The organism is Priestia sp. JNUCC 25, from assembly GCF_053667915.1.
In genome coordinates, this window is record NZ_CM132211.1 from 3,116,935 (window position 1) to 3,131,582 (window position 14,648).

Here is a 14,648-nt window from a genome sequence, read left to right on the forward strand (position 1 = left end):
ATAAACAAACGGAATAAATAATTTCTACTTCATTATCATTTAGATTGTTTTATTTAGATATAGACGGGTAAACAAAAACTATCCCACCTCACACCCTGAAGTTTGAAACTGTCACGTAAAAAAGCTGCTTTCTATACATCTAATGTATAGAAAGCAGCTTTTTTATGTAGCTAGAAAAAACGCATTGATGCACCAGCTATAACAACAGGCAACCCGCCCTTTATTTTCTAGCAGTTCGTTTTTTGTAACGGTGAATAGTATGCATGGATTCATTAAAATCTTTCATTAGACGATAAGGCTTGCTCACTAACCTTATCGGAATTCCAGTTAAAAATCTATTTATATCTTTTTTATATTCTTTTGATACTCGGTTAGGTTTAGTAAAGACACGCTTGTAGACCTCTTTATAGAACTCTTTCAAAACATCAACTTTAAATACCATTGTACGCCTACATTCTTGACACTCTACGCGTACAATTTTGCCGTTAATATAATAAACGTGGTGAGGAAGCTCTTCTTTGCAACTGTTACAATATAAACCTGCTTCCATTTGGGTATCTTTCACACTTCCTCCCTCCCTGATTTACATTATTTATATAGTTCGTTTCTACGACTGAACAAGCACTTTTATTTCATTACCTGATAGAACGGCTTCGAATCCTTGACGCCAATAATCAAGAGGTACAATTTTAGTGATCATTTTCTCTGTATTAATTTTCTTTTCTTCAAGAAGTTTCAAAGCAATATGCCAAGAACTTGGTTTCTGAGAACGCGTTCCAATATATGTAATTTCCCTTTGAATGATAGATTCTTGATCTAAAAGGTTTAATTTTTCGGAGAAAATCCCTACTTGTACAAACGTTCCTTTTTTCTTAACCAGAGGCAACCCTTGGTTTAACGCCTGGACAGCACCTGAACACTCAAATAACTTGTCAACACCGTATCCCTTTGTATAGGTTAGCACAATTTCTTCTAAGCTTTCATTTTGGATATCTACAGTTACGTCGATTCCTAAAGACTTAGCTAACTCTAAACGCTTCTGATCTTTTGTTATACCTGCTAATATAACAAACGCTCCTTGTGCTTTTACAACTTGCGCTTGCAGTAAACCAATGGGACCTGGACCAAAAATTAATACTTTATCTTCTTTTTTAACAACTGTTTTTTCTAAAGCTGCATGAACGCAGCAAGCTAGAGGCTCAGTTAAAGCAGCTGCTTTTAGGTCGACTGCATCTGGTAGCACATGGACACTTTCCTCACGTGAAATAACATATTCAGCAAAGCTGCCGTTTATTTGTGTGCCTATTCCTTTTCGATGAGCGCACAGATTATAGTCTTTTTCTAAGCAATAATCACACTCTCCGCACGTCACAAATGTTGTTTCACTCGTTACTTTATCGCCAACTTTTACTTTTGTTACAGCTTCCCCTACTTCAACGACTATACCGGAAAACTCATGCCCAAGCACAACCGGCGTCTGGGAATTTTTATATTGACCTGTAAACGTGTGAATATCCGTACCGCATATTCCGGTATACGCTACTTTAATCTTCACTTGGTTTTTCTGAACTTCTAATTCAGGGATTGTTTTTAACAGCATCTTATCGTAGCCTGGCTCTACCTTCATGACTGCCTTCATTTTTTTCACTCCTTATTTGGAATTATTAACACTTTTCCATAAGCTTCTTCTCGATTAATAATCATATTAAATGCTTTTTGCGTGTCTTCTAACTTGAATCGATGAGAAATTAATTCTTTTAATCTAATCTTTCTATTTAAAATAAAGTCAACGCTTGTTTTCCACTCTTTCCCGGGAAACGGTGCAGAATAAGAGTTCCAAAAACCTTGCAATGTAAGCTCTTTTCTAAAAATACTCTCAAATGCTGCTTCAGATAAACACACATCTGAATAAGCAATACCTAAATATCCAACCTTCCCTTTTTTACGAGTAACGAGCAGGCACTGCTCTTGAGTGAAAGGGGAACCTGCACATTCGAGTGCAAGATCCACCCCTCTTCCTTTTGTATAATCATTAATTTTTTCAAGGACATTTTCATAACGGGCATGAATCACTTTTTCACAACCCATGGCCCTCGCTTCTGCAAGCTTTTCACTAGAAATGTCGATGGCGATGATTTCTTTTACACCCGCAATTTTCAACCATTGAATCGTCAGCATGCCAATGACTCCTGCTCCAAAGACCGCTGCAATGTCTCCTATTTGCGGATGAATATTAAGTACTCCATGAAGCGCTACTGCTAAAGGTTCTATCATAGCTGCTTCTTCAAAGTCCATCTCTCCTACTTGGATAACATTTGAAGCTGGAATATTGACATACTGAGCAAATCCGCCAAATGATTGCGCGCCAATCATTCCATAGTTTTCGCATAGTGAATACTGCCCTTTTTGGCAATATTCACATGCGCTGCACGGTTTAAACGGAATAGCAGCTACTCTGTCTCCAACGTTCAAATCTACTACTTTTCCCCCTTTTTCAACGATATACCCAGCAAATTCATGTCCCATAATGGCAGGCAGCGGATACTTCCATCTGCTTGTCATTTTGTGTGTATCCGATCCGCATATTCCTGCTGCCATTACTTTTATTTTGACTTCATTCGCTCGGCAGGAATCAATTCCAATATCTTGATAAATAATTTTATTTTTTTCATGTAGCACAGCCGCTTTCATTGCCTTACCTCCTGTTTATGCCTATTTTAAAAAATAGAAGCCCACAGCTGAGAGAATTTAAGAATAAGCCAGTTAAATAAGTTTCCTCCCATGTCTAAACTTGAAATTTGTGTTGCACCTTCCGGCATAGAAAACTGAGCTCCTGATAACATTTGCGTATGCACATCAGCAAAATTCGTTGCCATATAAAGTGATAGCGCTACCATAACAGTGCCCGAAATAAGAGAGTGTATAATATTCCCTCTTAATGAGCCTACAACAAAAGCTACATAGAAAGGAATGGTAGCCAAATCCCCAAACGGCAATACTTTATTCCCAGGCAGAATGACAGCTAAAAGTAATGTAATGGGGACAAGTAACAGTGCTGTAGCCATAACGGATGGATGTCCTACTGCAAGAGCGGCATCTAATCCAATATATATTTCACGATCACCATATCGTTTTTGAAGAAAAGAACGAGCTGCTTCAGAAATTGGAATAAGTCCTTCCATTAAGATTTTAACCATTCTAGGCATCAAAAGCATAACCGCTCCCATTGAAATACCTACTTGAAAAACTTTACCAAGGTCATACCCTGCTAATATACCGATTACACACCCTAAGATTAAACCCATCATCATTGGTTCACCGAAAATACCAAAACGTTTTTGAATAGATTCGGGATCTGCGTTCAACCTTTTAATCCCTGGAATCCTTGATACACCCATACCTACCAAAATACCAATTGGTCCAAACGCAGCTGTAGAGCCCGTAGGAAGAGAAATTCCTTCTAACCCGTAAAATTTTTGAACCATTGGCGCTGTCTTATCTGCTACAAATAAAACAGCAATTTCATACAGAACGGTACACAGTATTGCAAACCACCAGCTTCCTGTGACAACGTATCCTGTTGCACCAGCAGCGATAAAGTGCCAATAGTTCCAAATATCAATATCAAGCGTTTTAGTCAGTTTTAACAAAAGTAAAATAATATTTACAAACAAGCAAACAGGAATTAGTATAGCTGCAACGGGAGATGCCCATGATATTGCAGCGGCAGAAGGCCATCCTGTATCGATAACAGTTAGATTTAATCCAAATCGTTCAACCATTGCTTGTGCTGCTGGTCCTAAGTTTTTTACAAGTAAATCAATAACTAAGTTGATGCCGACAAAACCAATTCCTATTGTAATTCCGGATTTAAACGCTTTTTTTGCTCCTGTTTTAAATAACAGGCCTAAGATAAAAATGGCAATTGGTAAAATAACTGTAGGTCCTAGATTTAATACTGCTTGCACACCTGATAGAAGTTTATCCATATCCATCCCTCATTTTTCTTTTGTCATTTCCTAAAATGGAGGCAACGCGTGGTACCTATGCTTGTAAATGCGTCAGAATTTTTTGATCTAGTGCTTCCATGCCAATCCCTGTGATATAGGAGGTTGCGCTTAATGCTGGAATGCTGTACGTTGTGGGTAAAATCGTTGTCGATACAATTAAATCCGCTCCTTCTTGGCGAGAAGCTACTTCGGCAATTTTACACTGCACAACTTCTGCGTTAATGCCGTTGTCTTTTAATAAATTTTCTACTCGTTCACACACCACTGTTGATGTTGCAATTCCCGCTCCGCATGCTACTAATACCGTATATTTTTTCATTTTGTTCAGCTCCTAATTTATTATTTTAAATTTTCAGACTTATTAATTAGCAAAGGTTTTATTTAAGGCATCTATTATTTTTTGGTCCAGTGCTTCCATGCCAATCCCTGTGATATAGGAGGTTGCGCTTAATGCTGGAATGCTGTACGTTGTGGGTAAAATCGTTGTCGATACAATTAAATCCGCTCCTTCTTGGCGAGAAGCTACTTCGGCAATTTTACACTGCACAACTTCTGCGTTAATGCCGTTGTCTTTTAATAAATTTTCTACTCGTTCACACACCACTGTTGATGTTGCAATTCCCGCTCCGCACGCTACTAATACCGTATACTTTTTCATTTTACTTCTCCCCTTTTGTACTAATTTTTTCAACTCTTTTAAAAATAGCTTGAACATCCCTTTGATTTTCAGCCTGTAATAATTGCTCTATTTTTTGCTGATCTTGAATTGCTTGCATCAGCTCCTGAAGTACTGTTAACTGGGTGTGAGGCTGGTTTAACCCTAATAGAAGCACAATGCGCACATCCACTTTTTTTGTATTATCATCCATTAAATAAAACGATACAGGTTTTTGTAAGGTAACCACACTAATAAATTGTTCAAAAACGTGCTCTGGATCTGTATGAGGAATTGCTACACTGTAATCGCCTATTTGGAGGCCTGTCGGAAAAGATGCTTCTCTTTCTTTAATTTTTGTCAGAAAGTTTTCACTGACATACCCTTTGCCAAATGCCTCTTTGTACACCATTTCAAAAATATCGGCTTGATCTTTACATACACTATTCAACTTCAATAACTCTTCTTTTAAAAAAGGCTGTAATGTCACGATTGTATCCTCCTTGCTATACATTCTGTACCATGATTAGATAGAGTGCGTTTTAATTATTTCATAGATTTTGTATTTTTCATTTAGCCGTTTCATCTCATTTATTACCCCGTTCATTTCCGCTAACTTCATCAGCTGCAGCATAGCGTTTAAATGTTTCTTTTTATCAATAGCTGCGATAACAACAATAAAATGAACTTTTTGCTCTCCACACAATAAGCCTTCTTTTAACTTAAGTAAGCTCATGCCTACTGCTTGAACACCATCCTCAGGGCTTGCGTGAGGTATTGCAACATTAAGTCTTAGTACAATATGTGGAGACATAGACGGATATTGTTCCTGCATTTTATCAATATAAGCTTCAGTAATAATACCTTTATGTAAAAGCGGGGCAGCGGCTATTGAAATAGCTTCCTTCCAGCTTTCCACTTGATCGCGCAGCACAATTGTTTCGGGTGTAATTAAATCTGCTAAACTGTATTCTTGATTTTTACTTGTTTCGTTTAATACTTGGAGAGAAAAATAATCTTGCAGTGCTTTTTGAAGTTGAGACTTCTGATCAACTTTTGCGTATTTTTCAATGACACTTATTAACTGTTCAATGTTTACCACGGATGTATTTAAACCGAATATGGTTTGAATGACTCGCTGCCGAAGCTGCAACTTTTGAAAATCGGTAATAAATTGTTCCACAATAAATAAATGCTTAGAAGTCTGAACAGGAACAGGAGAAAATACCATATCAAATTCTGCTTTTGATTGCTCAAATTCTCGAATCGAAAGAGCTTCGTAGAAATAAAACTCTGGAAATAAATCACGCAGCGTGTGCTCCATCAAATGTGAAATGGATACCCCGTTAGGACAAACAACAACCGCTCGCTTTTTAAGCTGTATTGTTTCGCCACTGTTAATTAAATGTCCGCCAATAAAAACGGTAATAAACATCACTTCGCTTTCAGGAATAGAGCAGCCAATATAAGTTTCAAAAGGCTTTAATGAGTCTTTTACAATGTAGTGAATGGCTTCGAACTCTTCACTAACTTTTTCAATTATTGAATAGTTAGTAGTTAGCTGATATTTAATGCGGTAGTAAGCTGGTTTCATATGCAGCACTAATTTTTGAAGCAGCTTCTCTTTTTCTTTAAAAGTGATACATGCTTTTTTCTCAAATAACGCAAGGCTGCTTTTTAATGAAGATTTTAATTCAAGAGTTTCTTCCTCTCTTAAAAATTGGGAGGATAGAACGTTAGAAGTAAGCAATTGTAATGTAATAAATAAACGTTCTTCCTTTGGGATGCAAGCAGCATCTTCAATTAAAATTTCGGCAGCTTCAAACTCTTTTGTATCCGACAGTTCTTCATAGTCGATATGATAAGAATCTTTAATTAAGTTTCCTTTTTTAATTCGTTTTAGCAAAATAGCTATTGTATATGGAAGAAGTTTTATTTTTTGATCGATAAATTGAAGTGCTAAACGCTTTTCTACTTTTTCCATTTGCTCTTTTAATCTCTGAATTTCTTCTCTTGAAGTTCCTGTATACGCCTGAATATACGTCTCGCCTTGATACATGTCATAGGCGGTCCGCAGTACTTCAATAAGCAGCTTCCTTTTATTCCACTCACTTCCTACTATGTCGTATCCATACATTCGCGAATAAACAATTTCAAGATGATAACCATTTACAATTTTCTGTGTATATTTCATATCTCTTAATACCGTATTCTTACTCACTGATAGCGAGCTAGAGAAATGAAGTAAAGATAATTCTTCTTCGCTACTTAATAGCATAAGCAAAACCAATTGAGCTCTTTCTTTTTCAGACGGAATATAACTTCCAGCAGAGTGTTCGACTTTTTCAGCAAACAGTTCCATTAGAAGAGGATCAATAATAAATTTCCCCCCGTTCGTTCGCTGAATTTTCGGATAGTTATTACTCTTTAACCAGTCATTAATTTTTGTAAAGCTGTAGCTAATCTGCCTCCGTGAAAGATGATACTTTCTCTCTAATTCCGTATTGGAAATACCTGGATTACTAACCACTCGTTTTAAAATTAAACTGCTCCTTTCATCTAGATGCATCAATTGCTCCCCCCTTGCTTAAATTTATTCTATCACTGATCTCTACCAAAATGTTTACGCTTTCATTACCACTTCTGGTCCAATTATTGTGCAACTTGATGGTTAACTCTTCCTTACCATTGTAGACATTTCGCTAGTGCTCAGAAAGAAAAAGAAAAACTGTTTTTGACTACGATTTTTGCGTCAAAGTGAATAAAAAAACCCGACTGTTTAGTCAGGTTTTTTGTAGATATCGATTTTTATCGGGAAGGGTTCCTAAGTCTTTAAAGATTTTAGGAATCCCCCACTTCAGGCTTGCTAAGTGGGGGTAGTTCAATGATGCTCTCCTATTCCAAATACTTCTGCTACATGATTTTCTAATTTATGCTTGTAGTGATCAATGTTTGGATGTTTGACTACATCATGAATAGTGTACGTTGGAAGTGGGCTCATACCGACGTACTGATTCATTTTATGCAAATGCATAATGGCTTCATCTAAACTTTTTCCTTCATAGAAAGCTTCGTCATTGTCGAAAATAGCTTCCGGCGCATTCCATGTAAGAGAAAACATGTATTTTTTTCCCGTTAATAAACCGCCTCGCCCGTATTGACTGGAGCCTTTAAAGAAAATGTTATCCATATACACGCGATCAATATATTGCTTAAACTTTCCGGGAATGCTGAACCAGTAAATAGGCGTCTGCATAATCACAACATCAGCCCATAGCCACTTTTCAATTTCTTCTTCTACTTCGTAGCCTTTATCAACCACCGTTGTTTTAATGTCAAATTGATCAGTGAGTAAATGCTGCATTTCGTTAAAAATCGTCTGATTTAACTCTCCTTTTGACTTTTTATAATACTCGTGTCCATTAATGATTAATACGTTTTTCATGCTGACCTGCTCCTTTCCAAAATCCTTGCTTCTTTATCTTCATATATCTGTATACCCATAAAAACTACTTACCTATCAGTACCACCTCTTACTTTGAAGTAACATAGGTACCTAGAAGTCCCTTTTTAAACACCCTTATGATTTCCTAAACAAAGAAAAAAACAAGGTCTAATTTACTAATTCTTTAGAAGATGTTTAACTTGCATAAAGCAAATCGTTTTTTTAAAATCAGTTCTTTTAACCCAATAAAAAAGACTGGCGAATTAAATTCCGCCAGCCTTTTTCCCTTTTTTTATTTCGGTTCGCCTACTTCATTTAACGGATAGTAGCGAAACTGCACCTTTCCGATAACTGATTTTTGTGGAATGAAGCCAAATGCTCGTCCATCATGACTTACAGGACGGTTGTCCCCCATTACAAACAGTGAATTTTTCGGCACCTTCACTTTGCCATCAGTTGCAGGCAGCGTTTGAAGCGTAAAATCTTCCGTGAATTTTTCATTAGGTGCAAGAGATTTTTTAGATTCTTTTAAATACGGCTCTTTATAAGCTTTACCGTTAATATATAGAACGTCGTTTTTCATTTCTACCGTATCTCCTGGCAAGCCGATTACACGTTTAATATAATTTTCATCTGCATCCGGTGCATGAAATACAATCATATCAAAGCGATCAACATCACTGATTTTATTTAAAATGACGCGGTTTGAATCTTCAAACGTTGGATACATCGATTCACCGTGAACCGTAGTTGGCGCAAATAAAAAATGGCGAACTCCCACTACAATAACCAATGCAATAACAATGGACTTAAGCCATGAAAACACTTCTTTTTTTACGTTATTTTTGCTCATCTCAAAACATCCCTTACGTCAAAATATACTTTCATCATAGCATCAAATAGAGGGAAAGTATAATAATAACCGAATAATCTTATTTATTGATCATCGTTTGTCACTGTGCCTTGATGGAAAAACAAACGCCACTTTTCTTCTCTTTTTCGCCAAATAGAACTGCGAAGCGTCTTTTTTTCTGCCGTATGGTTCATAAGATGATAGGTAGTTAATACGCAGTCTGAAGACAATACGTCTACATGAAAATGAGAGATTTCGAATACATCTGGCGAGAGTACATGATTGTTATTGTAATCTTTTCGTTTCCATACCCTGCCCGAGCTGCCAAACTCCACGTAATCATCTGAAAGAATGTTTGAAAGCTCTTTAGCAGAGGTTCGTACTTCTGATTTTAAGTGCATGCATTCTAATTCATAAAATATTTGGGTAGCGTTCTCCATTTTTTATTCATCTCCTCTTACGCCTATTATAAAGAAATAACGCGTTATTTTCACACAAACAACCCATACTCATATCCCGTATCCCGTATAGATATGAGTATGGGTTGATCAGCTGACGCTATAGCGTCTATTCTTACCTGCAATCCAATTGCTAATGATTTTCACCACAAGTCCTATGATAAATACTGTAAGAAATGAATAAAACATCGTCCAGTTCAGCAATTGGTACAAATACAGCGCTTTGAATATCGGAATACCTATAAAAGCAATAACAGCAGACGTAACGATATGTGCGATAAAGAAAAATTTCCATTTGCTGAAAAATTGGTAGACGAGTGCGATACTTACGGGAATAATAGCAAAGTCAACCGTATTGAAGCGATCTGTAAACGGAAGCATCTGGTGAGGGTAGCACCACAGGTTAAAAAATTTCCCGAATTCATCTACCAAACCGACTATGTCAAAGCTGATAAAAAAACGAGCAGCATAAAAAAGAGGCGCTGTCTATCCATAAAAAAGTAAAAAAGCAGTAGAAAAAGAGCATTTATCACCACTATGAGCCACCATTGAAAACTAAAAAGATCTTGATGAACGCAATAAGAAAATTCCTTTTCATTTAAGACTTGTTGCATCATTTTGATCATTTCAAACATAGAAATCCCTCTTATCTTAGAAAGTCTTTCCATGAGGGTTTCACTTCATATAAAAATGCCAAATCACGCATGGTGCTTTTCTTCCTTACATCCATCTTCTTCAAAAGCAGATTGTACCTATTTAGCGATTTCTATCTGTCTAGTAAAAATTTTTCACAGGAGCTTTGCTTTTCATCTTAGAACCTATTGACTATTATTTTCATTTCATACAAAATTAACAATTGTGCATGGTTTACATGTTAATACGAGCAAAAAGATACTGTTTTGCAACATTAAAGGAGGAACAACATGAATATTGGGACGATTAAAAGAGAAGCTAAAGCTTCTTTGAAAAATCGCTGGGGACTAGCGATTTTACTTACGGTGGTGACGTACGGAGTATATACGCTTCTGCCTATTCCATTTGAAATTGTGGCAAGCGGCGGCTATGACAATTGGATGAAAGATGAATCTGATTCGGCGTCATGGATTTCAACTGCCTTTGCTATTGTCTTTTCGCCTCTTCTCATGGCGAACTACTGGGCATTTTTAGGTTTAGCGCGAGGTGAATCTGTCCAATTGGGACATTTGTTCAAAACATTCCAAGACTTCGGTCTTTATGTAAAGTCATTAGGGATTTATGTACTTATGACTCTTTATGTGATGCTGTGGTCACTGCTTTTACTAATTCCTGGAATTATCAAAGCACTGGCATATTCACAAACGTACTATATTTGTAAAGACAATCCTACTTATTCGATGAATCAAGCGATTACAGAAAGCCGCAGGTTGATGAATGGTTACAAAGGACAGTACTTCCTGCTGCTGCTAAGCTTTCTTGGCTGGTTTTTATTAAGTATTATTACACTAGGAATCGGCTTTTTATGGTCTATTCCATACCTTTCTGCTTCACTTGCCCGTTTTTATGAAAATTTGTTAAACGAACGCTCATCGCATGCTGAATAATAAAAAAATCCTCTTCATCGTGAAGGGGATTTTTTTATAAGAACACCGTTTGCATAAGTGAAGCTCTTATGTCATAAAGCTTACTAAGAGTATAGAAGAAAGGCAGGAGCTTATAATGTATACTACAAGTGAAATTTGTCAGCAGTTTGGCCAGATTTTAAACGCTAAAAGCAAAGTTAGTCCAACAGGATGCTCAGTGTCGCTTAAAAGAAGCTTTCAAGCTCATGTTCAAGGGCGAAAAAGCAGCTCTGTCGTTCCTGTTGGTGTATCATTTGAGGCAATAGACGCACAGGGAAACGCGTTAAACTTGGCTGAGATTGCTATTTTACAAGAAGAAATCCCTCGTTTTACAGAAGCTGCTGCGCGGCAAGGTCTTATCGTAAGCGCTTTGCATAACCATTGGCTTTTTACAGAACCGGTCCTTATGTATCTGCATATTCAATCTGTAGAGCCTCCTTTACATTTTGCAAAAAAAATGGCTTATTGTTTTTCAATGCTCAAAAGTCTTCCTGTTCCAACGAACGAATAATTTATTAAACGCATCTCTCGAGTACATTAGAGCGGTGAAAGATGTTTTTTTGTACCTATAGATTATTAATATAGCTAAAAAAACCTCCTTACCTTTTAAGTACTTAACAAAAGGGGAATGTTTATAAAACATTCCCCTTTTGTTATTTTTAACATTTAATCCAGCTTGCATCCAAATCTCCCCAAGTTTCCGGAAGAGAAGCAGTGCATAAAATATAATCAATGTGCTTTAAAGAATCTATTTTGTAGTTCGCCTTCACTTCTAGCTTGGAATGATCAGCCAATACAATGGTCTGGTTTGCATTAGCGATGAAGATTTTAGACAGCAGGCACTTTTCTAAGTCAAAGCTCGTAATCCCAGCTTCGGGATGAAGGCCGTCAATTGAAATAAAGGCTTTATCTACATAAAATTCTTTTGCAACCCTTTCTGCTAGGGATCCAGAAGCCCGAAAATGTTTGCTTCTTACATGACCTCCTAGAAAAATAACTTCTCCGCTGAAAACCTGCTTGTTTTGGTAGTCGATTAGCATAGTCACAAGAGGAAAGGAATTTGTAATAACCGTTATATTAGAAATATTGACAAGTGACGAAACCATTTGCATGGTCGTGCTGCCTTCATCTATAAAAATAACGTTGCCTTCTTCTATCAGCTCAGCTGCTTTACTCCCTATTTTTTTCTTTTCTTTGCTTCTTATGACTTCTCGCTCAAACATAGGCGGCTCAGCAATTTCTGTTTCTATTTTCACGGCCCCGCCATACACTTTTTTTAACTTTTTTTCTCCTTCTAATTCTTCTAGATAACGGCGAATAGTCTCAGTCGATACATCAAAAGCGTGCGCTAAGTCGTTTACTTTGACTTGCCCTTGATGTTCAATCATATCTAAAATTGTTTTTTTACGTTGTTCGGCCAATAAAGACACATTATTGCACTCCTAACTCTACGAAAAAATTTGCTCATGTAAAGATGATATTTTTTTTCTTCATGCAGACCTTGCTTCTTTAACTCTTGAAAGATAGTATTACGCTAAATTTTATACTGATTCGCGAGAAATTTTGCCGGCACCGCCTAAACACGTTCATTGCTGAATCTCCTTCCTCTTCACTGTCGAATGAATCGCTTCTAGCAACCTTTCGATATCTTGTTTATGTACGTCTCCAATGTTTCCAATTCTAAAGGTGTCCACTTGAGAAACTTTTCCTGGATAAATGACAAAACCTTGTTTTTTTAAAGATTGATAAAACCCTTGAAATGTAAAAAAAGAATAGGTAGGGTAAAGAAAAGATGTAATAATAGGTGACTGCTGTTTTGATTGCAGCAGCGTATTAAACCCTAGCCTCCTCATCCCTGTCACTAGCAAGTGCTGATTTTCTCGATACCGCTTAAAGCGACCTTGGACTCCCCCTTCTTCTTCAAGTTCGAGTAGCGCCTGATAAAATGCCCGGACCACATGAGTTGGGGAGGTAAAGCGCCATTTCCCTTTATCCTTTTCCATCGTTTTATATTGATCATAAAGGTCGAGTGAAAGGGAACGGGCATTTCCTTTACATTTTTCAAGCTCATCTGTTTTAGCAATGACAAATCCGAATCCAGGAACGCCTTGAATGCATTTATTCGAACTGCTGATAAGTAAATCAATTTGCAGCTGCTCTATATCCATGGGTATACCGCCAAAACTGCTCATGGCGTCTACAATGGTCATTTTATTATAGCGCTTAGCAATACAACATACTTCTTCAATAGGATTTAAAATTCCTGTTGTCGTTTCACAGTGAACGACAGCTACATGAGTGATGTCTTCGTCTTCTTGAAGCATTCGTTCAATCACATCTGTATCAAAAGACTCAGTTTCATTTACTTTATATACAGTGTTATTAATTCCGATTGCTTCACACATATGAACCATTCTTAAGCCGTAAGCTCCATTTGCTGCTATCAGGATTTTCCCTTCGACTCTCGGTACGAACGTTCCGATGGCTGCTTCTACACAAAACGTGCCGCTTCCCTGCATTAACACAGCAGTGTATAAAGAAGACGCCGTTGCCAGCTTGACTAAACGCTTTCTTATATCTTGGACGAGATGATTATATTCATCATCCCATGTACACCAATCTTTCAGCATCGTTTCGCGAACCGAAGCTGTCGTAGATAATGGACCTGGAGTTAAAAGCAAATATGGATTTTTCATGATAATCCTCCTCTTTATTGTTGTTCCAATTGATTAATCACTTGATCAAGGTCAGATATACGATCCACTACGAAATTTGCCCCGGCTTCTTCTAAACGGCTTCTCACTTCTTCCATTTTTATTTTTAATTCTTTTTGATCCATATTCTTTTCTGCTTCTTCAGAAAGTCCCATCTCACTGCTTCCTAAAATCACGCCTACTGTCCACATGCCGGCATTTTTTCCTTCTTGCATATCTGTTACGGTGTCTCCTACTTTTATGATACGATTCATAGGAAAGACATCTAACTCCATGGCATTACGGTAACACATCCATGGATACGGCCGGCCTGCTTTTACATCATCTGCTGTGAAGTAACAGTCCGGTGAATATCCTTTTTCTTTTGCTTTTGGCGCAACAATCGCCATCATTTTTTTCGTATATCCCGTCGTAGAACCTATTTTAATATTTCTGTTTCGCAAACGCTCTGAAAGCTCAACAGCTCCAGGAATAGGCGTGGTGAAGTCTTCTAATATACAAAATAAGCTTGATTCAAATTCATCATTCAGTTTTGCAACATCTTGTTCTGTTGACTTTGATCCGTGTGCCTTTTTCCATTCCCGTTGAATACGCGGCATCTTAAGAAGCGCTCGGATATGTTCAATTTTCAGCATGCCCATTGGCTCTCTAGCTTCTTCAATTGTAATTTCTACCTTATGTCTTTTAAATACCTCTAAAAACGCCTCAAGCGGAGCAAAACACCCGTAATCAATCATTGTTCCAGCCCAGTCAAATACTACAGCTTCGATTTTTTTCATTTTCCTCTTTCCTTTCGTTATTTAATTTGCCATTTACAATGTTTTTGATAAATAGTTTTCTCATTCGTAGAGAATTCCTACGATGGGCGAAAGCGGTAAAAATAATGAGTGCACTTATATCTGAGGCTGTTTTTTA

The 14,648-nt window shown here is 37.2% G+C and carries 17 protein-coding genes; 2 read left to right on the top strand and 15 right to left on the bottom strand.

Annotated features, from left to right (window positions below; all coding sequences use genetic code 11):
* Positions 1-220 precede the first annotated feature (220 nt).
* From JNUCC25_RS16045 to JNUCC25_RS16100, 12 genes are all read right to left on the bottom strand, one after another.
* Positions 221-565, bottom strand: a complete 345-nt coding sequence (locus JNUCC25_RS16045; protein ID WP_013057895.1) for a hypothetical protein — start codon at positions 563-565, stop codon at positions 221-223.
* A 42-nt stretch (positions 566-607) separates the two neighbouring features.
* A complete protein-coding gene (locus tag JNUCC25_RS16050) occupies positions 608-1,639 on the bottom strand; it encodes a zinc-binding dehydrogenase (RefSeq protein WP_013057896.1) in 1,032 nt (343 codons plus the stop codon).
* A 5-nt stretch (positions 1,640-1,644) separates the two neighbouring features.
* Positions 1,645-2,691 (bottom strand): galactitol-1-phosphate 5-dehydrogenase, encoded by a 1,047-nt coding sequence (locus JNUCC25_RS16055; RefSeq protein WP_029322854.1) that lies wholly within the window; start codon positions 2,689-2,691, stop codon positions 1,645-1,647.
* Positions 2,692-2,717: 26 nt separating this feature from the next.
* Positions 2,718-3,989 carry a PTS galactitol transporter subunit IIC gene (locus JNUCC25_RS16060; protein WP_013057898.1) on the bottom strand — a complete coding sequence of 424 codons (1,272 nt, stop codon included), beginning with the start codon at positions 3,987-3,989 and terminating at the stop codon, positions 2,718-2,720.
* Between the two features lie 55 nt (positions 3,990-4,044).
* Entirely contained in the window at positions 4,045-4,329 is a 285-nt protein-coding gene (locus JNUCC25_RS16065; RefSeq protein WP_013057899.1) for a PTS sugar transporter subunit IIB, read from the bottom strand.
* A gap of 42 nt (positions 4,330-4,371) precedes the next feature.
* Entirely contained in the window at positions 4,372-4,668 is a 297-nt protein-coding gene (locus JNUCC25_RS16070) for a PTS sugar transporter subunit IIB (RefSeq protein WP_029322856.1), read from the bottom strand.
* 1 nt (position 4,669) lies between these two features.
* Entirely contained in the window at positions 4,670-5,155 is a 486-nt protein-coding gene (locus JNUCC25_RS16075; protein WP_029322858.1) for a PTS sugar transporter subunit IIA, read from the bottom strand.
* Positions 5,156-5,191: 36 nt separating this feature from the next.
* Positions 5,192-7,234 (bottom strand): BglG family transcription antiterminator, encoded by a 2,043-nt coding sequence (locus JNUCC25_RS16080; RefSeq protein WP_029322860.1) that lies wholly within the window; start codon positions 7,232-7,234, stop codon positions 5,192-5,194.
* A 312-nt stretch (positions 7,235-7,546) separates the two neighbouring features.
* Positions 7,547-8,110, bottom strand: a complete 564-nt coding sequence (locus JNUCC25_RS16085) for an NAD(P)H-dependent oxidoreductase (RefSeq protein ID WP_029322862.1) — start codon at positions 8,108-8,110, stop codon at positions 7,547-7,549.
* Positions 8,111-8,402: 292 nt separating this feature from the next.
* Positions 8,403-8,963 (bottom strand): signal peptidase I, encoded by a 561-nt coding sequence (gene lepB, locus JNUCC25_RS16090; RefSeq protein ID WP_029322864.1) that lies wholly within the window; start codon positions 8,961-8,963, stop codon positions 8,403-8,405.
* A gap of 83 nt (positions 8,964-9,046) precedes the next feature.
* Positions 9,047-9,403: a nuclear transport factor 2 family protein gene (locus tag JNUCC25_RS16095; RefSeq protein ID WP_029322866.1), complete on the bottom strand. Its 357-nt coding sequence runs from the start codon at positions 9,401-9,403 to the stop codon at positions 9,047-9,049.
* A gap of 108 nt (positions 9,404-9,511) precedes the next feature.
* Positions 9,512-9,874 (bottom strand): CBO0543 family protein, encoded by a 363-nt coding sequence (locus JNUCC25_RS16100; protein ID WP_280167627.1) that lies wholly within the window; start codon positions 9,872-9,874, stop codon positions 9,512-9,514.
* Positions 9,875-10,344: 470 nt separating this feature from the next.
* Between JNUCC25_RS16100 and JNUCC25_RS16105 the strand changes: the two genes are divergently transcribed.
* Positions 10,345-11,001, top strand: a complete 657-nt coding sequence (locus JNUCC25_RS16105) for a DUF975 family protein (RefSeq protein ID WP_013057906.1) — start codon at positions 10,345-10,347, stop codon at positions 10,999-11,001.
* Between the two features lie 115 nt (positions 11,002-11,116).
* Positions 11,117-11,530: a DUF1259 domain-containing protein gene (locus JNUCC25_RS16110; RefSeq protein ID WP_013057907.1), complete on the top strand. Its 414-nt coding sequence runs from the start codon at positions 11,117-11,119 to the stop codon at positions 11,528-11,530.
* 148 nt (positions 11,531-11,678) lie between these two features.
* On the opposite strand, the gene JNUCC25_RS16115 is transcribed toward JNUCC25_RS16110, so the two are convergent.
* The 3 genes from JNUCC25_RS16115 to phnX form a co-directional block, all read right to left on the bottom strand.
* The gene (locus JNUCC25_RS16115) at positions 11,679-12,449 is read right to left on the bottom strand and encodes a DeoR/GlpR family DNA-binding transcription regulator (RefSeq protein ID WP_029322874.1); all 771 of its coding nucleotides are present in this window, start codon (positions 12,447-12,449) and stop codon (positions 11,679-11,681) included.
* 156 nt (positions 12,450-12,605) lie between these two features.
* Positions 12,606-13,718 carry a 2-aminoethylphosphonate--pyruvate transaminase gene (phnW, locus tag JNUCC25_RS16120; RefSeq protein WP_029322876.1) on the bottom strand — a complete coding sequence of 371 codons (1,113 nt, stop codon included), beginning with the start codon at positions 13,716-13,718 and terminating at the stop codon, positions 12,606-12,608.
* Positions 13,719-13,729: 11 nt separating this feature from the next.
* Positions 13,730-14,512, bottom strand: a complete 783-nt coding sequence (phnX, locus tag JNUCC25_RS16125) for a phosphonoacetaldehyde hydrolase (protein WP_013057910.1) — start codon at positions 14,510-14,512, stop codon at positions 13,730-13,732.
* Positions 14,513-14,648 lie beyond the last annotated feature (136 nt).

Excerpts from the sequence above, each read along its gene's own strand:
- JNUCC25_RS16070 (WP_029322856.1), bottom strand. The coding sequence starts at position 4,668 with ATGAAAAAGTATACGGTATTAGTAGCGTGCGGAGCGGGAATTGCAACA.
- JNUCC25_RS16085 (WP_029322862.1), bottom strand. The coding sequence starts at position 8,110 with ATGAAAAACGTATTAATCATTAATGGACACGAGTATTATAAAAAGTCA.
- phnX (WP_013057910.1), bottom strand. The coding sequence starts at position 14,512 with ATGAAAAAAATCGAAGCTGTAGTATTTGACTGGGCTGGAACAATGATT.
- JNUCC25_RS16095 (WP_029322866.1), bottom strand. The coding sequence starts at position 9,403 with ATGGAGAACGCTACCCAAATATTTTATGAATTAGAATGCATGCACTTA.
- JNUCC25_RS16060 (WP_013057898.1), bottom strand. The coding sequence starts at position 3,989 with ATGGATAAACTTCTATCAGGTGTGCAAGCAGTATTAAATCTAGGACCT.
- JNUCC25_RS16055 (WP_029322854.1), bottom strand. The coding sequence starts at position 2,691 with ATGAAAGCGGCTGTGCTACATGAAAAAAATAAAATTATTTATCAAGAT.
- lepB (WP_029322864.1), bottom strand. The coding sequence starts at position 8,963 with ATGAGCAAAAATAACGTAAAAAAAGAAGTGTTTTCATGGCTTAAGTCC.
- JNUCC25_RS16110 (WP_013057907.1), top strand. The coding sequence starts at position 11,117 with ATGTATACTACAAGTGAAATTTGTCAGCAGTTTGGCCAGATTTTAAAC.
- JNUCC25_RS16050 (WP_013057896.1), bottom strand. The coding sequence starts at position 1,639 with ATGAAGGCAGTCATGAAGGTAGAGCCAGGCTACGATAAGATGCTGTTA.
- JNUCC25_RS16065 (WP_013057899.1), bottom strand. The coding sequence starts at position 4,329 with ATGAAAAAATATACGGTATTAGTAGCATGCGGAGCGGGAATTGCAACA.
- JNUCC25_RS16080 (WP_029322860.1), bottom strand. The coding sequence starts at position 7,234 with ATGCATCTAGATGAAAGGAGCAGTTTAATTTTAAAACGAGTGGTTAGT.
- JNUCC25_RS16105 (WP_013057906.1), top strand. The coding sequence starts at position 10,345 with ATGAATATTGGGACGATTAAAAGAGAAGCTAAAGCTTCTTTGAAAAAT.